This is a genomic window from Sphingobium sp. ZW T5_29 (assembly GCF_044987515.1).
Classification (GTDB): Bacteria; Pseudomonadota; Alphaproteobacteria; order Sphingomonadales; family Sphingomonadaceae; genus Sphingobium.
Genome location: NZ_JBJDRM010000003.1, coordinates 128,113 through 152,142, shown reverse-complemented (window position 1 = coordinate 152,142; position 24,030 = coordinate 128,113). Strand labels below are relative to the sequence as shown.

Annotated in this window: 19 protein-coding genes; 7 read left to right on the top strand and 12 right to left on the bottom strand. The window is 62.0% G+C overall.

The annotated features are described in order from the left end of the window. Positions 1–33: 33 nt before the first annotated feature. Positions 34–2,319: a GumC family protein gene (locus ACI3KQ_RS03320; RefSeq protein WP_404954762.1), complete on the bottom strand. Its 2,286-nt coding sequence runs from the start codon at positions 2,317–2,319 to the stop codon at positions 34–36. 357 nt (positions 2,320–2,676) lie between these two features. Between ACI3KQ_RS03320 and ACI3KQ_RS03315 the strand changes: the two genes are divergently transcribed. Further along, entirely contained in the window at positions 2,677–3,633 is a 957-nt protein-coding gene (locus tag ACI3KQ_RS03315; protein WP_404954760.1) for a 2OG-Fe(II) oxygenase family protein, read from the top strand. Between the two features lie 22 nt (positions 3,634–3,655). Here ACI3KQ_RS03315 and ACI3KQ_RS03310 read toward each other — a convergent pair whose 3' ends face one another. Then, on the bottom strand, positions 3,656–4,975 hold the full coding sequence (locus tag ACI3KQ_RS03310) for an O-antigen ligase family protein (RefSeq protein ID WP_404954759.1): 1,320 nt from the start codon (positions 4,973–4,975) through the stop codon (positions 3,656–3,658). Between the two features lie 281 nt (positions 4,976–5,256). On the opposite strand from ACI3KQ_RS03310, the gene ACI3KQ_RS03305 reads away from it, so the two are divergent. Next, a complete protein-coding gene (locus ACI3KQ_RS03305) occupies positions 5,257–6,678 on the top strand; it encodes a polysaccharide lyase family 1 protein (RefSeq protein WP_404954757.1) in 1,422 nt (473 codons plus the stop codon). Then, the gene (locus ACI3KQ_RS03300; protein WP_404954755.1) at positions 6,679–7,881 is read left to right on the top strand and encodes a glycosyltransferase family 4 protein; all 1,203 of its coding nucleotides are present in this window, start codon (positions 6,679–6,681) and stop codon (positions 7,879–7,881) included. It begins immediately after the preceding gene. A gap of 4 nt (positions 7,882–7,885) precedes the next feature. Here ACI3KQ_RS03300 and ACI3KQ_RS03295 read toward each other — a convergent pair whose 3' ends face one another. From ACI3KQ_RS03295 to ACI3KQ_RS03270, 6 genes are all read right to left on the bottom strand, one after another. Further along, on the bottom strand, positions 7,886–9,916 hold the full coding sequence (locus ACI3KQ_RS03295; protein WP_404954753.1) for an acyltransferase family protein: 2,031 nt from the start codon (positions 9,914–9,916) through the stop codon (positions 7,886–7,888). A gap of 132 nt (positions 9,917–10,048) precedes the next feature. Next, complete coding sequence (locus ACI3KQ_RS03290; protein WP_404954751.1) at positions 10,049–11,176, bottom strand: Gfo/Idh/MocA family protein; 1,128 nt, start codon at positions 11,174–11,176, stop codon at positions 10,049–10,051. Beyond that, positions 11,166–12,029 carry a sugar phosphate isomerase/epimerase family protein gene (locus ACI3KQ_RS03285; protein ID WP_404954750.1) on the bottom strand — a complete coding sequence of 288 codons (864 nt, stop codon included), beginning with the start codon at positions 12,027–12,029 and terminating at the stop codon, positions 11,166–11,168. Before ACI3KQ_RS03285 ends, ACI3KQ_RS03290 begins: the two co-directional genes overlap by 11 nt. A gap of 2 nt (positions 12,030–12,031) precedes the next feature. Then, on the bottom strand, positions 12,032–12,439 hold the full coding sequence (locus tag ACI3KQ_RS03280; protein WP_404954747.1) for a VOC family protein: 408 nt from the start codon (positions 12,437–12,439) through the stop codon (positions 12,032–12,034). 3 nt (positions 12,440–12,442) lie between these two features. Continuing rightward, positions 12,443–13,735, bottom strand: a complete 1,293-nt coding sequence (locus tag ACI3KQ_RS03275; protein ID WP_404954745.1) for a DUF1214 domain-containing protein — start codon at positions 13,733–13,735, stop codon at positions 12,443–12,445. A 27-nt stretch (positions 13,736–13,762) separates the two neighbouring features. Then, positions 13,763–14,233, bottom strand: a complete 471-nt coding sequence (locus ACI3KQ_RS03270; protein ID WP_404954743.1) for an Lrp/AsnC family transcriptional regulator — start codon at positions 14,231–14,233, stop codon at positions 13,763–13,765. A gap of 115 nt (positions 14,234–14,348) precedes the next feature. Here ACI3KQ_RS03270 and alr point away from each other — a divergent pair, with 115 nt between their 5' ends. Together alr and ACI3KQ_RS03260 are read left to right on the top strand one after the other, a co-directional pair. Then, positions 14,349–15,479 (top strand): alanine racemase, encoded by a 1,131-nt coding sequence (gene alr / locus ACI3KQ_RS03265; RefSeq protein WP_404954741.1) that lies wholly within the window; start codon positions 14,349–14,351, stop codon positions 15,477–15,479. Further along, positions 15,476–16,729, top strand: coding sequence for a D-amino acid dehydrogenase (locus tag ACI3KQ_RS03260; protein ID WP_404954739.1), 1,254 nt, complete (start codon positions 15,476–15,478; stop codon positions 16,727–16,729). The genes alr and ACI3KQ_RS03260 overlap by 4 nt, the downstream gene beginning before the upstream one ends. A 333-nt stretch (positions 16,730–17,062) precedes the next feature. On the opposite strand, the gene ACI3KQ_RS03255 is transcribed toward ACI3KQ_RS03260, so the two are convergent. Then, positions 17,063–18,427, bottom strand: a complete 1,365-nt coding sequence (locus ACI3KQ_RS03255; protein ID WP_404954737.1) for an aminotransferase — start codon at positions 18,425–18,427, stop codon at positions 17,063–17,065. 252 nt (positions 18,428–18,679) lie between these two features. Next, on the bottom strand, positions 18,680–19,429 hold the full coding sequence (locus tag ACI3KQ_RS03250; protein ID WP_404954735.1) for a 16S rRNA (uracil(1498)-N(3))-methyltransferase: 750 nt from the start codon (positions 19,427–19,429) through the stop codon (positions 18,680–18,682). Positions 19,430–19,516: 87 nt separating this feature from the next. Between ACI3KQ_RS03250 and ubiA the strand changes: the two genes are divergently transcribed. Together ubiA and ACI3KQ_RS03240 are read left to right on the top strand one after the other, a co-directional pair. Further along, positions 19,517–20,419, top strand: coding sequence for a 4-hydroxybenzoate octaprenyltransferase (gene ubiA, locus ACI3KQ_RS03245; RefSeq protein WP_404954733.1), 903 nt, complete (start codon positions 19,517–19,519; stop codon positions 20,417–20,419). Continuing rightward, complete coding sequence (locus ACI3KQ_RS03240; RefSeq protein ID WP_404954731.1) at positions 20,416–21,864, top strand: phospholipase D-like domain-containing protein; 1,449 nt, start codon at positions 20,416–20,418, stop codon at positions 21,862–21,864. Before ubiA ends, ACI3KQ_RS03240 begins: the two co-directional genes overlap by 4 nt. Before the next feature lie 184 nt (positions 21,865–22,048). Here the strand turns inward: ACI3KQ_RS03240 and ACI3KQ_RS03235 are convergent, their stop codons facing one another. Next, positions 22,049–22,924: an amidohydrolase family protein gene (locus tag ACI3KQ_RS03235; protein ID WP_404954729.1), complete on the bottom strand. Its 876-nt coding sequence runs from the start codon at positions 22,922–22,924 to the stop codon at positions 22,049–22,051. After that, positions 22,921–23,955 carry a 4-oxalomesaconate tautomerase gene (locus tag ACI3KQ_RS03230; protein WP_404954970.1) on the bottom strand — a complete coding sequence of 345 codons (1,035 nt, stop codon included), beginning with the start codon at positions 23,953–23,955 and terminating at the stop codon, positions 22,921–22,923. The genes ACI3KQ_RS03235 and ACI3KQ_RS03230 overlap by 4 nt, the downstream gene beginning before the upstream one ends. Between the last annotated feature and the right edge of the window lie 75 nt (positions 23,956–24,030).

Below are 24,030 nucleotides of genomic sequence, written 5' to 3'. Positions count from 1 at the left end.
CGAGGCCGGTGCCGTCCAACGCCCCGCTGCCCCTCAAGCCGCTTCGCGCGTGAAAGCTCTGCGTACGCGATCGCTGGCGGTCTTCGTCCATTTCTGCCGGACAGGGAAGCTGTCCGAATAATATGCAGCGGACCCCATATAAAACTGCACCGCGTCGCCATAACCGCGCCGGGCATGTTCTTCATAGTCGACCTGGTTGAAAACCGCGCCCGCGACTTGATTGTTGACCATCTGTAGCGATGCTCGCAACTGTTCCACGGTTGTCGAACCCCAGCGCACTACCATCAGGGTCGAATCGGCCAGGCTGGAAAGGGTTCTCGCGTCCCGGACCGCCAGAATTGCCGGGGCGTTAATGACGACCAGGTCGAACTGTTCGCGCAGTTCATCCAGCAGGCGTGCTACCTGCCATCCCTGCACCAGCGCAGCCGGATTGCGTATCTGTTCGCGGGTGCTGAGAACCACGGGCAGCAGCGATGCAGGCGCGGCGCCATGCGCCGCGTCATGTTCGACATGCGATTCGATCTGTGGAATTAGCTTCCGCGTTTCGCCCTTATGGCTCAGCACGTCGATTAGGTCGGGCAGATTCGAATTGTCCTGGATGCTGCGCAGCACGCTTGGTCCAGGCCGACGCAGGTCAAGATCGACGACGATCGCGCGCCGCCCCATCGACGCAGCGGCTGCTGCCAACGTCAGCGCCACGCTGGACTTGCCATCGCCTGGCATGGGCGATGTAACCAGCACGCGCTGGCTGCCTTCCATCCGGGGCAGGGCCTCGATCTCGCTTGCCAAATTCCTGGCAACTTCCGTGAACAGGGATTGGGGTTCGGTGACGACCGGGTTATCTTCAACCGTCGCTCCGATGGCCTGGGGCATCGCGGGCAGCATTGCCAGCGTGCGCAGCCCGAACAGCCGACGCAGTTGTTCGCCGCTACGCAGCTTATTGTCGAACATCTCGATCCCCAGAACGATCAGCAGCGCCAGCATCGACGATCCGACAAAAGCAGCAACGGCCATTTTCTTGGGTGCCGGGGCAACAGGATAGAGTGGGACGGGGGCTGCCGACATCATGGTCGAATTGACGCCGGTTGTCTCCAGCTCCGCACGTACCGTCTGCGCGCGTTGCGCCGTCGTCAGATAGGCTTGGCGCGCGACTTCCGCGCGGCGTTCCAGGATTGAAAGGTCCACCGAATTGGCGTTATTTCGGAACGCCGCGCTGGTGATCGCGTTCAGCCGCGCCTGCAACTGACCGGCACGGGCCGCCGCCCCGTTTGCCTCCGCGATCGCCAGGGCGCGCTCACGCCCGGCGTCGGCATTATTGCGCGCCTGCTGGGCCGAGATGACGGACGAGCGTTCCTGGGACATGGCATTTCCGACTTGGCCGATCTGTGCGCTCAACGCCTGCATCTGCGGATGGTTTGTGCCCATCTGCACGGACAGTTCCGATCTTTGACGGACAAGGTCGTCATATTGCTTCTGCAGATTGTCCAGCGCGGGTGATGTGGCGCCTGCCACGGTGCGCATGCCTGCCGCGCTGCTGACGCCGGCCGCCTGGGCCCGCATGCCTGAACTCAGCGCGGCGCTGGACGCCGCTTCGACGGCCAACCTGTTCATCTGCTGATAATCCTCGGCGCTGCCAGCGCCCACCGGCATCGCATGCTCGCGCCGGAAGTCGGCGACCGCCTGTTCAGCCCGCCAGGCCTCGCTGGACAGCCGACCCGCTTCATTGGTCAATGCGCGAGTGACGCCATCTCGCCACTCCTGCCGCCTTTCCGAACGCAACTCTTGCAGGCTCTCGACAAAGCGGTTGGCGATACGAGCGGCCATATCTGGCTTTCGCGACTGGACGGTGATGTCGATCACATCGGAATCGGGCGAACTCGATATCTGTGTTTTGCCGATCAGTTGGGACGCAGCGTATGGCACAGTCATGGGGATATTGTTGTTGAAGTGGGGATTGCGGTGAAGCTTCAGGTCCTTCACCACCTTTTCCGCCAAGGCTTGCGACCGGTACATGCGCGCTTCGTTCGCTACACGTTGCTGATTGCGGACGGCATCTGCCTGGTTCGATCCAGAAGCGTCGTTGAGCTGCACCTGAACGGTCGCGGTCGCTTGGTACAAATTGGGCAGCCGGAGTTGGATCGCCAGCACGATCAGGACGCAGGTGATCACGATCCCGGCCACAAGCTTGATGTGCCGCCGCAGCATAAACCAGATCTGGCGGGCGCTCATTTGCTGCAGTTCGAAGGACAGGTCGCGCGGTTTCGCGGAGCCGCTGGGCGAACCGGTGCCGTCGGTCAATGTCAGCTGAGCGGACGCCATGCTAATCTCCCTCATCTTGCGGAGCATGCGGTGGTAATCGGCCCGATGGCCGTTTCCTTGAAATGGGTATGATTGCTGTGGTCCCGCAGTGCAAAAGCGCATCGGGAGCCAGCGGTGCGCATTGTAGCTAACCCTAAGGATGAGGCACGCGCGGGCGGCCTTCCCCTGTCGGCGGTCCCTCACTCCGCCGCTGCGACCGAGCAGAGCGCCGTTCTGTATCGTCGGGAATTATGTGTTTCTACTTCATGACTATTATGAGCTTCCCCTTCCCGACAATTGCACCATGAATTCCGAACCATAAAAGAAGCTGGCAATGTCGGGAAATATTCAGTGATTACCAGAATCGGGTTGCATGACGTGACGGCAGGATCCCTGGCGCGGCTTTTCGCTGCCGGAAATGCCGCCGTACTGATCCACTGTCCCGACCTCGTCTCGACGCTTTGGCGGGACCTGCTGGAGAATGATGAGGAGCAGCTTCCCTGGCAGGCGCCATTGGTCAACATCGCCCGTAATTATCACGGTTCCGCTGATATAACCGCGAGCCTGGGTGACCTATTTTACTTTCAGCCGGGCAGGCACGGCTATATCGCCAGGAAGATGGCCCTGTCGCGCGAACAGGAGGCTGGACGCGTCGCCTCGCGGCCCGCTTCCTTCGTTCAGGATGAAGGCCATTATGTGCCGGGGCAGGCGATACTCGACCAATGCTGGTTGCTGGGCCAGCGCCTGATGGCCGCGATAATCCCGGACGGAGCGTTGCCCGGCCGCTTTGAAGTGGCGGTTCAGCGCCTCAAATATCAGGAAACTGCCGAAGACTTCGCAAATCTTGGTGCGCTTGCCCGCAACTCCATGGGGCGCTGGGGGCGAGCGGGGTGCGCGCTGGATGAGCGAAGATGGGAAGCGGCCGGGGTGTTCAGTCCGCGCGGTTTGTCTGATCTATACGGATTGGTGGCGCATATACCGGCGATGCGGCGACTCGTGCAGCGGGTGAATGAAATGCTGCTAAGGCGCGACCCGTCGCGGCGGGTCGCGTCAGGGCAGCGCGTGATCGAAGGCGCGCATTATGATTATCGCTATCTCACCGCACTATGCGGTCGACGTGAACGCACGTTGACCCAGGTATTTGCCGGGGGACAATGGCATGACCTGCCTATCGATCTCGATACCCTGGCGGTGTTTCCCGGCACCATCGCCAGCCATGTTCTTGGCCTGCCCAATGTGCTGCATCGTGTTGTCCATTTGGATGGCAAGGCGGCCACGGGCGGTCCCCGCAATCCAAGGACCGATGACGTGACACTGCTGATCGGCGCTGCCTGAACGTCCCGCAGAAGATCGCCCATCAAAAACTGGGCATCTGCGGCGGTCCGGCGGGGGTTGAATAGATAAGATGGGCGCGACCTGTGTCGGATGCGCGGCGGGGGCCATAGAGCAGGGCCAGCATTATCATCACCGGCATGACCCACATGCGAGAATACATATGCGGGTATGACAGGGTGTAGATCAGGAAAACCAGTAATACCGCAATGGTAGGCGCCCCTCGCTCGCGGTCCCGTAAGCCGCCTGCCGCCATAAGGCACAGCAAGGATAACAACAGGATAAGTCCGGTGAACGCGATGATGCCGCCTTCGTTCCAGATCAGCAGATACAGGTTGTGCACCGGATTGTCATGGGCGCTCAGTTCCCGGTAACGATCCACGCCCATGCCGATTACGCTATATTGTTCGGTAAAGGTCCAGGCTTCCTTGATCAGTTCGGACCGGCCCGTGAAGGTGCCGGCCTGCGTCAGGTCGCCGCTTTCCACGGCATTGCCGACGCGTTCCTGGAATGCCTTGGGCAGAGGGGTTCCGCTGGCGATGAAAAGTCCAAAGGCCGCGCCCATGACGACGGCAAGGCCAGCAATATAGCGAAAACCGCCCAGCAGCAGCAGGCAGACGAAAACCGTCAGCAGCGTCGCGGCGAACCCGGTAAAGGATGCCGTCAACAAAAGCCCCCAGACCAGCGCCAGCAGGCAGCCGAGCGCCAGATACAGGGTTATCTGCCGCTGGCGCACCGCGTAAAGCAACATCGGCATGGCGAAGGAAATAACCGCTCCGTTGCTGTTGGGTTCGCCGGACAGCGATCCCAATCGCTGATTGCCGGTGTAGAATCCCGTCCCCAGCAATGGCAGCGTGTCACTTGGGGTGAAGAGCAGTGTGACGGTGATGCCGATGATCTGCGAAAGCACGATCCCCAGCATGAACAACAGTGGACCGATCCGCCGCACCTGATCGTCCTGTTGCATCAGCACCATCGGAATCAGCATGAACGACACGGTGTATTGAAGTGCGATGTTGACCCAGCGGAGTGGATCGCCATTCATGATCGATCCGACGAACAGGCCGCCCAGCATCATCGCCAGACCGGTCACCCAAAAGGGGGTGAGCGAACCAAAGGGGGTGGCCCCCAACCGCCCCCGCGCGGCGGTGATTATGAGGCAGATCAGCAGGGCCGCGTCTGAAAAGGTGAAATTGACCGAACCCACGCGAAGCAGGAACCAGCCGCTCAGGAAGATAGACGCCAGCAACGCATAGCGGGCGACGCTGTCCCACTTGTCCCCCGCCATGGTCGTGCCGGAAAGCGGGCCATGCGGGAGGCCGGGTGTAGTCGCGGAAATCGTCATCCTTCCCTCCTCCCAAGGCCTTTTGGACCGTGCCTTTGCACGATGGCCGGAGCAATCGACCTTCGGGACAGGCGTGGGCGCATAATGGCTAGCCCTTTGGACATGTGCGCCAGCACAAGGGGCTGGAACGGCGTCCTTCCTTCCTTGCCTGGCGCATCTACCCAAATTTGCCGAGGTATCAGCCTCCTGCTCCGTTGATCCGGGATGCGCGCGACGGGATAAGGGATACAGCTTGCAGGATGTTGCGCAGGGCAGCGTGTGCGGGCGGACAAGGGCAATTGGTGACGCACCCTAGCAATCATCCGCACGACGGCGATCCGCCGTCAGATGTGACCCGCAGAATCGGCCTTCGGCGGGTGGTTCGCGCAGGGGCGGGCCTGATAGTTCCGGCAATCATCGTCATAGCAGGCTGTTCCGGCTCAACCAATGCGTCCCAAAGCGCGCCTCAGGGTGTGAAGGGGGAACGCGCTTTTCCTGGCGCGGTGGGTTACGGCGCGGCCAGCAAAGGCGGTCGCGGAGGCAAGGTGATCGCCGTCACCAGCCTGGCAGACAGCGGCCCTGGTTCCCTGCGCGCTTGCATCGACGATCAGGGACCGCGTGTTTGCGTGTTTCGCGTGGGCGGGCTGATCCGCTTCACGACGAAGCCGCCGGTCATTCGTAATCCCTTTCTGACAATCGCGGGCCAGACAGCTCCCGGAGGGGGCATCACCCTGGCCCATGATGGTGGACCGCTGGGCCTCACGCCGCTTCTTATCAAGAACACGCATGATATCGTGGTCCGGCACATCCGCGTTCGCAACGACCGCATCGGCGAGGATCGGGGTTCAGAAGACAGTTTCACGATCGAAAATAGCGAGCGGGTCATCCTTGATCATGTCAGCGGCAGTTGGGCCCGCGATGAACTGGTCAATGGCTATGGCGACAATGACTGGATCACGGTCAGCAACTCGATCTTCGCCGAAGGCATCCCCAAACATGACAAATGCGCGCTGCTGGCGAGCGATCCCAAGGATGCGCAGCATTTCAGCTTCATTGGAAATCTTTGCGCCCACAATGGCGACCGCAACCCGGATATCAATTTTCCGCCCGGTTCCTGCACAGAGGTTATCAACAATGTCTTCTACAATGCCCAGTCGGAATTCGCGGAAATCTGGGAAACCTATGGGGGTGGCCCTGTTGCCCTGATCGGCAACAGCTTCATAGCGGGCAAGAATACACATGCCGCCACCATCGGCATCACGCGTAACGTGCAAGGGACGAAGGGGTTGGCAAAGGTCTACATCGCCGACAATCAGTTCGAAGGCGAATTTGTCCGTAAATCGCCCCTGATCGAGGAAGCCGAAGTGACGGCGCTCCCCTGTCCTGTCACCATCGCACCCCAGCCTGCAGCGCAGGCCTATGATCAGGTCGTGCGCGAAGCGGGCGCATTCCCCCGCGATCCGTTCGACCGCCGGGTGATCAATCAACTTCGCGACCGCACAGGCCGCATCGTCCAGCAGCCGGGCGTGATCGACGAAATAGAACCGGGCGTTGCCTACCCGGATGCCGATGGGGATGGCATGGATGACGGCTGGGAATCCCGCAATCGCGCCAACCCGCGCCGCGCTGACGCCTGGGAAGACGCGGATGGCGACGGGATCGCCAATCTCGACCAATTTCTTGACGTCTTATCGCGGGCGGCGATCCAAGGGAGCGATTTCTAGATGAAGGCTCTGTCACCTTCGCTGATCCAGTTGAACGAAAACGGTCGGAGTGCCGCACCCGCCTGTGCGCGGGTGCGGCTATGCTTTCCCTTTTCAGGAGACACGGTTGGCGGCAGCCACATTTCGGTCAAGGGCCTACTCAACCGCCTTGACCCGGCGCGCTATGACGTCGTCGTCGTGCCGGAATTGCCGGACGGCCGGATCGCTCGCTTTTTTGCCGATCATGAACAGCTGGACGACCCCGGAAGCTGTGGCCTGTTCGTTCCGGGCGAACCGTTCACAATGGGCAAGTTTTTGCGCACCATGGGGGGCATTTGGCCGCGCGTGCGCTTCCTGCAACGCCAGCGGATCGACATCGTCCATGTGAACGATGGTCAGACCAACGCCAATTGGGCGCTTGCAGCACGGCTGGCCGGGGCCAAGCTCGTCTGGCATCATCGGGGCGATCCGGGCGCACTGGGGCTGCGTCTGCTGGCCCCGCTGCTCGCGCATCAGGTGCTTACCGTATCCTCATTCTCCCTGCCTGCGCCGGGTCGCTGGTCGGCGCGTAAGAAGGCGGTCGTCGTCCACAGCCCGTTCAACCCGGACATCAGCATTGACCGGGCCCACGCACGCGAAACACTGGTCCGCGAACTGGGCATCACGCCCGACACGCTCATACTCGGCTTTTTTGGCGCGTTCATCACGCGTAAGCGCCCGCTGCTGTTCATAGACATGATGGCGACACTGCGCCAAAAACTGGACCGGCCGGTGGTGGGCGTCATGTTCGGCGAATCTGTCGTGCCTTCCATGGACGCCGCGCTGCAGCGGCGCATCGGCAAGAAGGGCGTTGGCGATCAGGTGAAGCTGATGGGCTATCGGACGCCGGGCGCTTTCTGGATCGCGGCGTGCGATCAGCTGGTGGTGCCTGCGGTACGTGAACCCTTTGGCCGCACGCTTGTCGAAGCGATGCTGGTCGGAACCCCCATCGTTGCGGCACGATCAGGCGGCAATGTCGAAGCGCTTGACGGCGGAATCGGCATATTGGTCGACCCGGACGATCCCGACGCGCTGGCTGACCAATGCGCTTGGCTCAGCCGCGACCCGGCTGCTGCAGCCGCCATGGCCAATCGTGCGCAAGTCGACGCGCGCCATCGATTCAGCGAAGTGGTCCATAGCCAGAAAGTCAGTGACGTCTACGACCGGCTTTGCCGCCCCGCCTGACGCCTCATGCGCCATTCGCGGTCTTGAGGGCGTCGTAGACCATCCGCGTGAGCAGCAGGCTTCCCTGCCGGGACAGATGATCGTCATCGGCATAGAGCGGAACGCCCTTGGCTGTCATGGCGCAGCGCCCCGTGCGACACAGCAGCTGATGGGGATAGACGACCGTCACGCCAAACCGGGCGCGCATCTCGTCAAAGGCGCTGAAGACCCTTTGCTGCCTCTGCATATATTCAGTGCGGGTCAGCGTCAGGCGCAACGGTTCGTTGTACAGGATGGCGCGTGCCAGCGTTTCGGGCACGCTGCGGCGAAACTCCGGGATGGGCGCGACCAGGATCACCTGTTTGCCCATCCGGCTCAACGTCGCTACTGTGCTCGCCAGCCCGGATCGGAACAGTTGCTGATCCGCGGAAAAGCTCCTCACATCATCTTCATCGCGGCCCAGATAGCATGGTTTGCCGCCTTCGGGCCGCTTGCCATTGGCGCACAGCCCCCATCGGGACACCAGGATCACCGTGTGCACCGACGGTGTCGTCGCCAGTTCCTGCAGCACCAGCCGATTGAATTCGCTGCAATCATGGCTGGGTGGCTGATCGAGCCGGTCGATGCCCAGCAAGGTCGGGCAGGCGGGGTAGGAAGCTATCCTGCCCGATAGGCCCAGCGCCACGCCCGCCCGGTCGAAGGCTGGCTTGAGCGCATGAGCATGAGAATCGCCCCAAAGAAGGAAATTGGCAGCGTCCTTGCGCGCGCCGACGACGCAGAGCGAATCCTTCTGCACCGATGCCATGCCCGAACAATCTTCAGGCAGATAGGCTATGCTGTTGGTCGCGGCGTCCAGCGCGACGACCGATGGATTCATGCGCGAAGGCATGCCGTTCGACAAATAGAGCAGCAGGCCCGCGCCTACCCCGGTCGTCATCAGGATGCCAGCGAAGGCAAAGGCGCGAGCAGGCGGGAAGGATCGGGCGCGACGAAACGGCTCTTCGACGAATCGCCAGCTTGCCCATGCCACCAGCAGGGACAGCAGCAGGATAAGCGCCTGTTCCCACACTTCCCAACTGCCGTCGGTGCGATATTTCCAGAAGACGATCAGCGGCCAGTGCCACAAATATAAGGAATAGGAGATGCGGCCGATAAACACGGGCACCGGTTTGGACAGTGCGCCGCTGACCAGTGAACCAGTGCGTCCGGCATGAAGGATCAGCATCGCCCCGACCACCGGAATCAGTGCATGTGCGCCGGGGAACGGGGTGGCCGCTGAAAAGCGAAGCACTGCCCAGCCGATCAGTGCTGCTCCTGCCGCCGCCGCCGCGTTCGCAATCTGCTGCGACCGAAAGGCAGGCAAGCGGCCCACCGCCAGCATTGCGCCGCCCAGAAACTCCCAGCCACGCGTATGGGGCAGATAAAAGGCCGAGGCTGGCGCGGTTTCGACCATGTGCATGGCTGACAGGAGCGACAGCCCCGCCACCATAGACAGCAACAGCCGGTAGCGACCTCCCAAACGCCAGCCGACCAGCATCAGCAGCGGGAAGACAATATAGAATTGCTCCTCCACCGCGAGCGACCAACTATGCAGCAGCGGCGCTTCCTCGGCGGATGCGCCGAAATAGCCGCTCTGCCGCGCGAAATAGATATTGCTCGCGAACAATGTGGTCGCCAGCGCGCTCGCGCCCAGTCGCCGGTAGTCGAGCGGCAGCAGGATCAGCCCGCCCACCAGGATTGTAAAGGCGATCATGACGAACAGCGCAGGAAAGATACGACGTATGCGCCGTACGTAGAAACCGGTCAGGGTAAAGCGCCCTTCGGCCAGGTCATGGCCGATGATCGACGCGATCAGATAGCCTGAAATGACAAAGAAGATGTCGACGCCGACATAGCCGCCTGAAAATGGCCACAGGTCCACATGAAACAGCAGCACCGGCACGACGGCGAGGGCGCGCAGCCCGTCAATGTCACGCCTGTAGCCAAGGACGGCGTCGGGAGCGACGGCCTTGTCGACCGGCGATGCGATGATGGACGGTCGAGCGGTAAGGATCATAACCTCCTGATTTCGCACGCTGGGAAGGCGCTTGATCAGGATAGGTCATGTTTCGACCGGTGCACCCGGTCATAGGAATGGCGCAGCGGCGATAAAGTGGTAGCCCACTGGGCAAGGAAGGGCGAGCAGCGTCTAAACTGCCTCCACTTCCACCCAGCGCCCTTCGGCTGCGGAGCGCCGCGCCGCATCTAGCACCGCCTGCCCGGCCGCCGCATCATGAAAGGTGCCGCCTTCATCGGGGAGCGGGGGTGCGGTGCCCGTCATCCGCGCCTTCATTTGGCCAAAGAGCTTCGCATAGGGGGCGACATCGAAACCTTGCGTGTGCCAACGGTCCATTTCGGTCTGAATGAGTTCGGTCACGGCAAATGGTTCGGGCGCGGGGTTGATCAATTCGATCGGCATGTCGATCCGGCGCGCGCCTTGCGCATCCTGCAACCACACTTCCTCTGGATCGCCAAAAGCCGCGCCCGACTGGATCCAGGCCGCGCCTTTGGTGCCCGCCACCTTGGTCGCCATGACGAACGGGCCGGGGAAGTTCATCGCTGCCTCGATCACGCCCTGGCAGCCGCCTTCGGTCATGAACTGGACGTTGTAAAAATCATCCGACGTCATATCGGGCCGGGTGGTCGACAGCTTGCGCAGGATCGCGCTGACCGCCTTGACGGGGCCAAGCGTGGACAGAACCTGATCGATCATATGCGTGCCAAAAGCGCCCAGAAAACCGCCCCCCTGACTGGCGTCCGTCCACCATTCCGCCAGCGGCTCATCTTCGCCCTGTCCCGGTTGCTGATAAATGCGGCTGAACATCAATGGATCGCCGATCAGCCCGTTCTTCACAACGCGGCGCAGCAGTGCCTGCGCGCTGTCGAAGCGGAACTCTGCGCCCAGCCCATGGACGACGCCCGCCTTTTCCGCTGCGGCCAGCATGTCGCGTGCCTGATCCAGATCCCTGGCAAAGGGCTTTTCGCACATCACCGCACGCCCGGCGGCTATCGCCTGCATGACGGGCGTGTAGTGCGCGTGCGGCGGCGTGGCGACGGTCACCAGCCGGATGGCGGGATCGTCAGCCAGCACCTGCTCCAGATTGTCCGACGCCAACGGGATGCCCAGCGGCGCTGCGCGCTGCGCGGTGCGTTCCCGGTTCCGACCGACGATGGCCCGCACTTCGAACCCGGCTTCGCGCAGGGCGCGGACATGAGTGAACAGGCCAAAGCCCGTACCCACCACTGCCGCGCCAATCGGCTGGCCATTATCGCTCATCACTGTTCCTCGCCTTGTCGATGATTGCCCGTGCGCTGGACGCCCAGGCCATTATTATCTGGTCCACCGTCGCCCCCGCTTGCGCCGGGGAGAAGACTTCGACGCCGATCGGCGCCTTGCTCCCGATCCGGTCGAGCGTGCGGATGAGGCCGGTCAGATCGAAGTCGCCGTCGCCCGGCAGCAGTCGGCCCGTCATCGTTTCTTGAAACAGGTCAGCGCCTGCAAGGGCCGGTGCGTCATTGATCTGAACTGTGAAGATGTGTTCGCCCGGTATCGCCGCAAGCTGTTCCAGCGTCGAACCGCTGCGAAACATGTGCCAACTGTCGATCGTCAGTCCGCCATTGGGCCGCCCGGCAGATTCGACGATCGCCGATGCGGCGGCAAGGTCGGGGATGCCGCCAAAGGGCAGGAATTCGATATGCACCGGCAGGCCATGCTCCGCCGCCAGGTCGCAGATGCGCGCGAATGCTTCGGCTGCCTCATCCGGTGATGGCGTCACGCCCATCATCTCGACCGCCACGATGGAACGCGCGCCCGCCCGCGCGGCCAGATCGATCACCCGCTCAGGCGTCAGGTTCATCAGCAATTCGCGAAAGCGCGCATGGGCTGGTGAATGAACCTGGGAGGGCAACCAGCAGCCGATGCAATCGACCTCCGCCAGTTGCAGTCCGTGATCGGCGAGGCGAGCCGACAGATCGCGCAGCGAAACCCCTTGTTCCTCCAGCGCCCACAAGTCGCCCGGCATGACCGACAGGCCTGTAAATCCGGCCTTCTCCGCTGGGACCAGTCGGTCGAGCAGCGGAACATGGGCAAGGGGCGGGCCACACAGGACCAGATCATTCGGACCCAACATGATCATCCCTCCCGAAAGTTGAGTTCGAGCAGGACGCCGTTGGCTTCGGTCACGAACAGCTGGCGCAGGCCGATCGACGGGATGTCGTTGACCGCCGTCGCCAGCCCTGCACCCTCCAGCCGCGCCACCATGTCGTCATAGCCGTCGCATTCCAGCGCTACATGATGCACGGACCCGCCACCCCGCGCCGGGGTGAAGGGCGCTATGTCGTCGCTGGGATAGGCGGCATCGACCGGCCCGATATGGACGATGGGCCGATCCTGTCCGTCATAGATCCAGCAGCCCTGATCAATGGAGGATGCACCGGGTGCGATCCCGGCGCGCAGCCCCAGCAGGTCACGGAAAAAAGCCGTCGTCGCCGGAACGTCGGCGGTGCGGATATTGACATGGTCCAGGGACAGCACAGCCATAGGTCAGTCCACGAACTGGCCGGTATCGACCGCCATCGCCGGATCGAGAGCCTGGTTGCCGCGCGCCTCCAATTCCGCCAGCGGCACGCGCCACAGCCTGACCGGCGCGGTCGCTTCCGTGCGGATCAGGCGCAGGCCCCACATGCCCTTGTCATGGCCAAAGGTATCGACCCAATTGCCCCCGATGCCGGGGTCGCGGGCCGCTACCACGATGCGCACGCTTCCGTCCGCTTCCTGCACCCGCTTGAACTTGGTGACGTAACCGCCGCCATCTTCAAATGTGTCGAGATTTTCCTGCCAGATGTTGCACAGCTGGAAATTCCAATATTCGCATTCGGGCGGCTTGAATTCCAGCACCAGCGCCTCATCCCCGCCGACCTGCCAGCTGCCGAAGGCGAAATGCCGGTCCGGGACGCCGCCGTTCGATAGATATTGCGCCCGGCTATAGTCCAGCCGGTTGGGCTTGGACGCGAAATCGCCCTGGCCGCCCTGCCACCAGTTGCGCACCAGTTCGGCATAGCCGAGCACGCCCTGCGCCGCCCAGGCCAGGTTATTGGCCATCAGCGCGGGCGTGATCGGCAAAGGCTGGGCTTCGTCCATCCTTTCTATCCGCATGGCAGGGGCGATTTCCTTGCCCCGTTCATGCCATACCAGACGGATGAGGATGCAATTGTTATCGGCATCCAGCTTCAGCCAATTCTTGCCTTCGCCCGGATCATTTTGTGACAGGATGACTTCGAACGTGCCGTCATCTTCGACATGCAGCTGCTGGCTGCCCAGAAATGCGGTCGTCTTGAGGTTGGAAGGATCGAAAGCTTTTAGGCCAGCGACCCCCTGTGGCCCCCAGTCCCGTGCGGCTGCATCGCCGGGTACGGGCGCCGTCAGCACCGCCATGACAAAATAGGGAATGGTGCCGCGCGTGCCCACGATCCGATAGTCGCGTGCCTCATCGAATTGGCACATCAGATGGTCATGGTCAGGGCATTGGACGTTGATCGACTGCCGCCACACCATATCGCGCAATCTTGGACGGGTAGGTTCCGCATTTTCGATCAGCCGTTCCATGCTCGATCGCGCGACGCGGGTCAAAAAGCGGTAATATTCTGCCCGGTCGATGTCGGACGGCTGGTTGCCAAATTCGTCGATCAACCGCCCTGCCGCCTTCAGCACGTCGCAGAAATCGTCCCACGCCTTGCCGGAAATCAGGCGCTCGGTCGCCTTCGCTTCGATCTGCGCCTTATCCACTCCATCCTCCCATTTTGACGGGTAGGGTTCATCATAGGAGGCGAAGCGCATCCGTAAAGCTGCAATGTCCCAGGATTGCTAGCGCCTTTTCATTCGCGGCGGGCGTAGCGCGTCGCGCATGGCGATGCTGCTGCTGATGCGGGTCACGCCGGGCATGCGCGACAATAATTCGCTATGGATGGCTTCATAGGATTCGACGCTGTCGGTCTGCACGCGCAGCCAATAATCCACACCGCCGGTCATCAGGAAACATTCGCGTATTTCCGGGCATTGCCGCACCGCATGCTCAAACCGGGCCAGATAATCCTCGGTCTGGCGTTCCAGAGTCACCTGCACCAGCACATCGACGCCGCGCGCCTCCGCGTCCAGCGCGCTGGTAATTACGGTATAGCCGCGAATGACGTTGGCATCTTCCAACATGCGGATACGGCGGTGACAGGCCGATGGTGAAAGACCGACCTCCGCCGCGATTTCCGAATTCGCACGGCGCGCGTTGAGCCTCAAAGATCGGATGATGGCACGGTCGGTCCCGTCAACAGATTTCAACATCCTGCATTTCCTGCGAATAATCGACCAAAATATCGCCTGATATAGCAGATCATTCGACATGTTGGGAATATATGCGCGGCCATTGGCGATAATATCCCTTGTGAAAGGGGTTTCCATGCAGTGTGCGGATAGTGCCGGAGCCGTGCTGCGCATTGACTTGGATGCGCTCACTGAAAATTATCGGGCGCTTCAACGGCAGGTCGCGCCCGCCTCTGTCGCGGCGGTGGTCAAGGCCGACGGCTATGGCATTGGCGCGGAACTTGTCACGACGACATTGCTAAAGGCGAATTGCCGCCATTTCTTTGTGGCGCAACTGGGTGAGGCCATTGCCCTGAAGCCCGCCTTGCCCGCCGACGTGGCGTTGTTCGTGCTCAACGGACTGCAACCAGGCGCGGAATCGGACTGCGCCGCCATCGGGGCGACGCCAGTGCTCAACTCGCTGGACCAGATCGAACGGTGGAGCGCCCTGGCGCACCGACTGGGTCGCCCCCTGTCGGCTGCGCTACAGGTGGACAGCGGCATGGCTCGCCTGGGGCTGCCGCCGGAAGACGTCACGATCCTTGCCGATCAGCCCGAACGGCTGACAGGGGTCGACGTCCGGCTGATCATGAGCCATCTGGCCTGCGCCGACGAGCCGGACGCCGCTTTCAATATTGAGCAAGCCGCGAATTTCGAAGCCATGGCGCGGCATTTCCCCGATGTGCCCCGCTCGCTCGACAATAGCGGCGGCAGCTTCCTGCCGCGCGGACATTTCGACATCGTCAGGACCGGCATCGTCCTTTACGGCGGGGTCGCGCAAACTGGCTCCCCCCCGTTGCGCGCGGTCGTCGCTCTGGAAGCCCGGATCGCGCAGGTGCGCACCATCGCGGCGGGCGCTGGCATAGGCTATGGCCTGACCCACAGATGCGATCGCGAAAGCCGGATCGCGACGATCCCGGTTGGCTATGCCGATGGCTGGCCCCGGCATCTGAGCAATAAAGGATCGGCCTTTATCGCGGGCATCCGCGTGCCGTTCGCCGGGCGGGTGTCGATGGACAGCATCACGCTGGACGTCACCCATGTGCCTGTCGAACTGCTTTACCCCGGCGCACCGGTGGAACTGATCGGTCCTCATCAGACGATCGATGATGTGGCCAGCGACGCGGGCACCATTTCCTATGAAATCCTGACCCAATTGGGCCGCCGCTATCGCCGCGAGATTGTCGGGGCGGAGCGGGTCGATCAGAAACGGAGCATAATGGCATGAAGGTCGCTATTCTGGGCAGCGGAGTCGTTGGCGTCACATCCGCCTGGTATCTCGCGCAGGCCGGGCATGAAGTGACCGTGATCGACCGGCAGGATGGCCCGGCGCTCGAAACCAGCTTCGCCAATGCGGGAGAAATTTCTCCCGGCTACGCTTCTCCCTGGGCGGCGCCGGGGATTCCGATGAAGGCATTGCGCTGGCTGTTCATGCGCCACGCACCGCTGATTTTGCGCCCGCAGATGGATATGGCCATGCTGCGTTGGATGGCGGCGATGCTGGGCAACTGCAATGAACGATCCTATGCGATCAACAAGAGCCGGATGGTGCGGCTGGCGGAATATAGCCGCGATCGGCTGATCGATCTGCGTATGGAAACCGGCATCGCCTATGATGAGCGTAGCCAGGGAACGCTCCAGCTTTTCCGTGAGCAAAAGCAGCTCGACGGTATCGCCAAGGATATTGCGGTGCTCAAGGCCGACGGCGTGCCGTTCGAAGTGCTGGACCCGGCAGGCTGCATCGCGGCGGAGCCTGGCCTTGCCAGCAGCGAAATTCCGCTGGCAGGGGGCTTGCGCCTTCCCAATGATGAGACTGGCGATTGTTTCAAGTTCACCAATGCCCTTGCCGACATGGCAAAGGCCAGTGGCGTGACCTTCCTGAATGGTCGCACCATCGCGCGTATCGCGACGAACGACGGCAAGGTCAGCCATATCGAAACGGACCGGGGACGCATTCAGGCGGACATCTATCTGGTGGCGCTTGGCAGCTACTCCCCGCTGCTGTTGGCGCCGCTGGGGATCAAGTTGCCGGTCTATCCGGTGAAGGGCTATTCGATCACCGTGCCGATCGTCGATGAACCACGCGCGCCGGTGTCGACCCTGCTGGATGAAAGCTACAAGGTCGCAATCACGCGACTGGGCGACCGGATCAGGGTTGGCGGCATGGCGGAACTGTCGGGCTATTCAAAGGGGCTGCCCAAGGCGCGGCGCGATACGCTGGAATATTCGGTAGGCTCGCTCTTTCCCGGCGCGGGCGATCTTGGCGAGGCGACCTTCTGGTCGGGACTCCGGCCGATGACGCCCGACAGTACGCCGGTCATCGGCGGCACTAATATTCCCAACCTCTTTCTCAATACCGGCCACGGCACCTTGGGATGGACCATGGCCTGCGGTTCGGGACAAGTGATCGCCGACATCATCGGCGGCCGCAAGCCGGAGATCGAAACCGCCGATCTTGCCATCAGTCGTTACGCCTGAGCGTAACTATATACTGAACGGCGGCGAGCAGGCCCCGGCCTGTGCGACGCCCTTATGGTGGCTACGAAAGTCATCGCTAGTCGAGGGAAGGGCGAGGAAGGCGCGACCGGGATAATCCCGCCATTGTCACTACCCGCCGGTCCGCAATAGCAGGTCGATGCCGGACCGACGCCCGGCATCGCCCGCTCACGGCTATATCCGTGAGATGTTTCCATAAAGTCGACATAGTCGCTGCGATGCCGCGCCTTTGACAGCGCGGCATCCCTGTGTCGTGATCCCAGTCGCCCCGGCGGCATAGCTGCGCAAGACGCAGCCGCCGCCGGGGCCATGCCGTTAGGCGAAGCTTTCTTCGAAAATGGCCATGGCGCGGCCAAAACGCTCGAACAGCTCGTCCAATTCTTCGGCCGTGATGATCAAAGGCGGGCAAAGGACCATCGTATCGCCCAAAGCCCGGACGATGATGCCCTGTTCCAGCCCGATTTCCACTATCCGCGGGCCGACCTTTGCCGACGGTTCGAAGGGGATACGCTTCTCCGGGTCCGCGAACAGCTCGATGGCACCGAACAGCCCGACGCCGCGAACTTCGCCGACGAACTTGCGCCCTTCATAGCTGTGCAGTGCCTTCTGGAATTGCGGAACCAGCGACTGGACATGGCCGAGGATATTATCCTCTTCGTAAATTTTCAGCGTTTCCAGCGCGATCGCGCAGCTTACCGGGTGGCCCGAATAGGTGAAGCCATGGCCAAAGGTGCCGATATCGCCGCTGTTCGCCGCGATGGCCGAATAGATCTTCTCATTCACCATCACCGCCGAGATCGGCGCATAGCCTGACGACAGCGCCTTTGCTGTGTTGATGATGTCGGGCTTCATTCCGTAAGTGGTAGACCCGAACATTTCCCCCGTCCGGGCAAAGCCGCAAACGACTTCGTCTGCGACCAGCAGTACGTCATATTTCGCCAGCACCTTTTGCACTTTTTCGAAATAGGTGGCGGGCGGGACGATGACGCCGCCTGCGCCCATGACTGGTTCGGCAAAGAATGCGGCGACCGTTTCGGGGCCTTCCTCCAGGATGCGCTTTTCAAGATTGTCGGCCATGCGGGTCGCGAAATCCTCTTCGCTTTCCCCAGGCAGTCCGTAACGGAAATAATGCGGACAATCGACGTGCATGATGTTGTGGATGGGCAGGTCGAAATCGCGATGATTGGTGGGAATCCCGCCGACGCTGGCTGACGCGACGGTCACGCCATGATAGGCGTTGACGCGTCCGAGGATTTTCTTCTTTTCCGGCTTGCCGATAGCATTATGATAATACCAGACCAGCTTGACGGCGGTATCGTTCGCCTCAGAGCCGCTATTGGCGAAAAACGCCTTCGACATCGGCACAGGCGCCATCGACAGCAGCTTGCTGGCAAGCGCCGCTACCGCCGGATTCGAACGCCCCGTGAACGTGTGGTAATAAGGCAGCTGGTACAATGCATCGCTACCCGCCTTGGCAAGACGTTTATTGCTGAAGCCAAGTGAAGCGCACCAAAGGCCCGACATCGCTTCAAGATAGCGATTGCCCTTGTCGTCTTCCACGAAGACCCCGTCACCACGCGCAATGACCAACGGGCCGATTTTTTCATGAGCCGTCAGATTCGTGAAGGAGTGTAGGTGAGCTGCAATATCATTGGCTGCATTGGCATTGGGATTAGTCATTATCTTCGCTTTTCCGATCTTAAAAAAAGCCCAGTTCAGCCTTCCGTGGAAGCTGGACGCAAAATCCCGTGCCACATCTAGCCCACGCCATCAGGTGACGTCGCGGTCGATATAGGTCGTCTGCAACATTGTGTAAAAGCATAAGACGGCCATATTCCGCCGAAAGGAGCGAAAATTGGGCGAGCGCTCAACACGCGGTCGGCGGGCGCAATAAACCCGTCTGGAAGTCACTATCAGCAACCCGCTATCGGCTCATTCCCCCCAATCGCCGTTGATCGTCATCCAGGCGCTCGTCGCCGCGATCGCCGCCGTTTCCGCCCGCAGGATGCGGGGGCCAAGCGACACCGGCACGGCTTTTGGCAGAGCGCGGATGGCTTCGCGTTCGGTCGGGTCGAATCCACCTTCCGGGCCGATCAGGAACGCCGCCGGGCCGGGGTGAGCGGCCAGGGTTGCTGCCAGCGCCTCCCCTCCGCTTTCATCGGCGAAGAACAGCCAGCGGTCCTGCGGCCAGTCGCGCAGCAGCGAGTCCAGCTTTATGAGTGCGCCCAGTTCCGGCAATGCCGTCCGCCCGCACTGTTCCGCCGCTTCGACCAGGTGCGCGTGCAGTCTGTCGAGCTTCAGCTTGTCCACCACTGCCCGGCGTGTGAGCACGGGTTGCAGCCTGGCCACGCCCAGTTCGCATGCCTTTTCGGCGATCAGGTCGATGCGTCCCTTTTTGATGGGAGCGCAACACAGCCAGAAATCGGGCACATCGTCCAGCGGCCTGGTTTGTCGCACACATTCCAGCACCAGATCGCGCTTGCGCATGTCCCGCACCCGCGCGGCCCATTCGCCTGACCGTCCGTCGAACAGCAGCACGATGTCATCGGGCTTCATCCGCATGACGCTGATCAGATAATGGGCGGGATTGCCGTCGACCTGTACAGTCACGCCTTCGCCCAGCTGTGTTTCGACATGCAGGCGCGGCGCGCTTTGCGGCGGCCAGGCGGGGGTTGCGGTCATATCCTTGCACTCCGTTCGGGCTGATCTTGTCGAACCCTTCCATTTCTCTAAAGAGGAAGAACGGCCCTTCGACAAGCGAGCGTGACGTTGAGCGACAGCATAGTTCCCGACACGCAGGTGCGCGGCCTGCTCGCCCGCCTGCCGGATACGCCGCGGGCGCTTGCGCTATTGGCGCGGTTCGACCGGCCGATCGGCTGGTGGCTGCTGTTCTGGCCGGGCGCATGGGCGACGGCATTGGCGGGCGGGGGGAAGGAACGCTGGCCGCTCATCCTCTGGCTGCTGGTCGGCAGCATTGCGATGCGCGGTGCAGGGTGTGTGTTCAATGACATTGTCGACCGCGACCTGGATAAAAAGGTGGCGCGCACAGCGGCGCGACCGCTGGCGAGCGGAGCGATTTCCGTCAGGACGGCGTGGGCGTGGCTGATCCTGCTCTGCCTGATCGGCCTCGTCGTCCTGCTGCAGCTACGTCTTGCAGCGCAGATCGTCGCCCTGGGCAGCCTTGCGCTCGTTGCCGCTTATCCCTTCATGAAACGGATCACCGGCTGGCCCCAGCTGTGGCTCGGCCTCGTCTTTTCCTGGGCGGCGCTGGTCGGCTGGAGCGAAGTCATGGGTGCCCTCACCGCGCCGGGGTTGATGCTCTATGGCGGCACCATTTTCTGGGTTGTCGGTTATGACACCATCTATGCGCTGCAAGACCGGGAGGATGACGCGTTGATCGGCATCGGGTCAAGCGCCCTGTCCATGGGGCGGCACGTCCGCGCGGGCGTGTCGCTATGCTATATGCTCGCGCTCACGCTCTGGGCCGCCGCGATCTGGCAGGTGAGGCCGCAGCTTCTGGCGATTGCGGCGCTGCTCCCCACCGCCGTTCACCTCGCTTGGCAGGCCGCAACGTTGAAGGAAGACGGCATCGACCCCCTCCGCAAATTTCGGTCCAATCGCTTTGCCGGGCTGCTCATGTTCATGGGCTGCCTGGTGGTGGGCAGCGCATGACCGCCCCGCGCGAAGGTGAGGATTGCTGGCGCATAGCCCGCGCCGCACGGGCCAGCGTCATCATCGATGCCGAATGCTATTTTCGCCACGCACGCGCTGCGATGATGAAGGCCAAGCGGCGGATCATGCTGATCGGCTGGGATTTCGATGCTGCCATCAGCCTGGTCAGGGAGGATGAGGCAAAAGACGATGCCCCCGTAATCATCGGCGATTTCATCAGCTGGCTGGTGGATCAGACGCCGGAACTTGAAATATTCCTGTTGCGCTGGGACGTGGGCGCAATGAAGTCGATGGTGCAGCCGACCAACCTGTTCACCACGGTCAAGTGGATGACCCACAAGCGCATCCGTGTGAAGCTGGACAGCCATCACCCGCCCGCCGCATCGCATCACCAGAAAATCGTGGTGATCGATGATTGTTTCGCCTTCTGCGGGGGCATCGACATGACCGCCGATCGCTGGGACACGCGCCATCACCGCGACAGCGACCCCAATCGCCGACATCCCGACGGCGCTGCCTACGGCCCATGGCACGACGCCACCACAGCCTTGCAGGGAGACGTTGCCATGGCACTGGGCGATCACGCCCGTGCCCGCTGGAGCAAGGCAGGCGGCGGCGAACTGGACCGCATCGAGGGTGAGCATGATTGCTGGCCCGACGCACTGCCGGTCCAGTTCGAACAAGTGGATGTGGCCATTTCTCGGTCCGCGCCGGAAATGGATGACCAGCAGCCGGTGCTGGAGATTGAGCAGCTCTACCTTAACCAGATCGCCTCCGCGAAGCGGACAATCTACGCTGAAAGCCAATATTTCGCGTCCCGCCGCATTGCTGAGGCACTGGCGGCGCGGCTTGGCGAGCCGGACGGTCCCGACATCGTCATCATCAACCCGGAACAGGCGGACGGCTGGCTGGAACAGCAGGCCATGGACACGGCCCGCGCCAGACTGGTGGAAGCGTTGCGCGCCCGCGACGTTCATGGCCGATTGCGCCTTTATCACCCCTTCACCGTCCGGGGCGATCCGATCTATGTCCATGCCAAGATATTGATTGTCGATGATCGCGTGATCCGCGTGGGTTCGTCGAACATGAACAATCGATCATTGCGGCTGGATACTGAGTGCGACATGACCATCGACGCCAGCCTGCCCGCCAATGCCGGGCAGGAAGCAACGATCCTGTCGATCCGGGATGACCTGATCGCCGAACATCTCGACCTGCCGATCGACCGCGTCGCCGCCGTCATCGCCGAACGCGGATTGGTCGCAGGAATTGAGGAACTGCGCGACAAGCCGGGCCGCACCCTGCGCCCTTATGTCACGCCCGATCTTAACGAGGTGCAGAAATGGCTGGCCGACCATGAGGTGCTAGACCCGGAAGGTCCCGACGAAATGCTGGAGCCGATGACCGCGAAGGGCCTGTTCCGGCGGTTAAAGGCCCGGTCCTGAACTGGACTTGTAACGGTTTTGCGCCGGTCACTTGAGAGTTTAAGGCTCGTTCAAGGAGACCGACGAGATGATGAAGCGTAGTGAAGAGTTCAAGCAGGAGGCGGTGCGCATTGCGCTGACCAGCGGCCTGCCGCGTGAACGGGTTGCGTCGGATTTGCGGATCGGCAAGTCACGCTGAACAAAGCTAATCGTCCGGCCAATATAGAGCCAAGGGATTATCCACGAGCAACTTGCGCTGAAGTTCGGCGGTTGGCGCTATGCTCGGGATCATGTTCACCAACGCGCCATCGTCCGGGACCGCCTTTTCCATGTTGGGATGCGGCCAGTCCGTGCCCCACAATACGCGGTCGGGATAGTCTTCCACCAGCGGGGCTACTGCGCAAGCAAAGTCATCCCAGGGATAGCCTTGCGGGTCGAGCCGGTCGGGGCAGGTGACTTTCGTCCATATGTCCTCGCGATTGTCCAGCAACGAGCGGAAAGCCAGCATATCGCGCCCACTCGGTCCCTGTGAAACATCGGGGCGGCCCATATGATCTATGACGATCAGGGTTGGAATGGCATCCAGGAAGGCGCGCATTTCTTCCAATATGTCGGCTTCGAAATAGACGACGACATGCCAGCCCAAGGGGTGGACGCGACGGGCGACCTCCAGGAACTTGTCCTTGGGCGCGTCATCGACCAAGCGCCTCAGGAAGTTGAAGCGGACGCCGCGCATGCCGCCATGGTGTAACTTTTCCAGCTCTGAGTCGCTGATGGCGGGATCGACCACGGCGACGCCGCGCGCTTTGCCGTCCGACTTGGCGATGGCGTTCAGCGTCGCGCTGTTGTCAGTGCCATGGCAACTGGCCTGGACGATGACGTTGCGGGAAAAGCCAAGCCGATCGCGGAGGGCGAAGAGCATATCCGGGCCAGCATCTTCCGGCAGATATTTGGCCTTCGGGCTGAAGGGAAACTCCGCCATCGGGCCGAACACATGGCAATGCGCATCCACCGCGCCCGGAGGCGGCGTGAAGCGGGGGACAGAGGGATTGCCGTGCCAGCTGACGATGCGATCCGTCATGTGAAAATCTCTCCATCCATCAATTTGCGGGCAGTGCGCAGCATCGCGGCGCTCGTGACATTACCGATTTCATCCAGTTCCATGACGCAAGTGGTCTCGCCGGTGGGGTGTTCGACCGAGAGTGCCTTACGGCTTCCGTCGGGAATGGAGGCCACTTCGGCGGCGGGAGAGCCGGTGATCAGGCAGGCGGTGGCAACGCTGATGGCGCCCAGCACACCGATGGAGGCGTGGGCGCGATGGGGAATGAAGCTGCGCACAGTCACCGCGCCGCCGTTGCGGGGCGGGGCGACGAGCATCATCTTGGGAACCGACTTTTCCTTGACGTCACCGAGATTCATTCGTTCGCCGACCGCCAGGCGGATCTTTTCGATGCGGGCCTTGAGGGCGGCATCATTGTCAAGGGTGTCGCGATCTTCATAACCGGTGACGCCGACATCTTCCGCCTTCATGACCACGCAGGGCATGCCGTTGTCGATCAGGGTGACCCGGACCCCTGCCACCTCGTCGGCGGCATTGCCGGTGGGGAGAAGCGCGCCGCAAGACGAGCCTGCAGTGTCGCGGAACTCAAGCGGGATGGGGGCGGCGGTTCCGGGGACGCCGTCGATCCTCGCTTCGCCGTCATAACGGACTTTGCCACCGGGCGTCTGGACGGTGGCGGTGGCGATCTGGCCTGTATTTTCCATGTAGATGGCGACGCGAGTTTCGCCGTCGCCGGCGGGGACAAGGCCGCGCTCTATGGCGAAGGGGCCGACGCCGGCGAGGATGTTGCCGCAATTCTGGGCGTCGGTGACGATGGCCTGATCGACGAAGACCTGGAGGAAGAGATAATCGACATCCACGCCTTCGCGGGTGGACTTCTTCACGACCGCAACCTTGCTGGTCAGGGGGTCGGCGCCGCCCAAGCCATCGATCTGGCGCGGGTCGGGCGAGCCCATGATGCGGAGGAGGAATGCGTCGCGGGTGGCTGGTTCGGCGGGGAGGTCTTCAGAGAGGAAGTAGCCGCCCTTTGATGTGCCGCCGCGCATCCACATGACGCGGGCCTGGGTGAATGGGGTCACTTCAAACCTCCGTTCGCTTCGAGCGTAGTCGAGAAGCGGTTAGCGCAG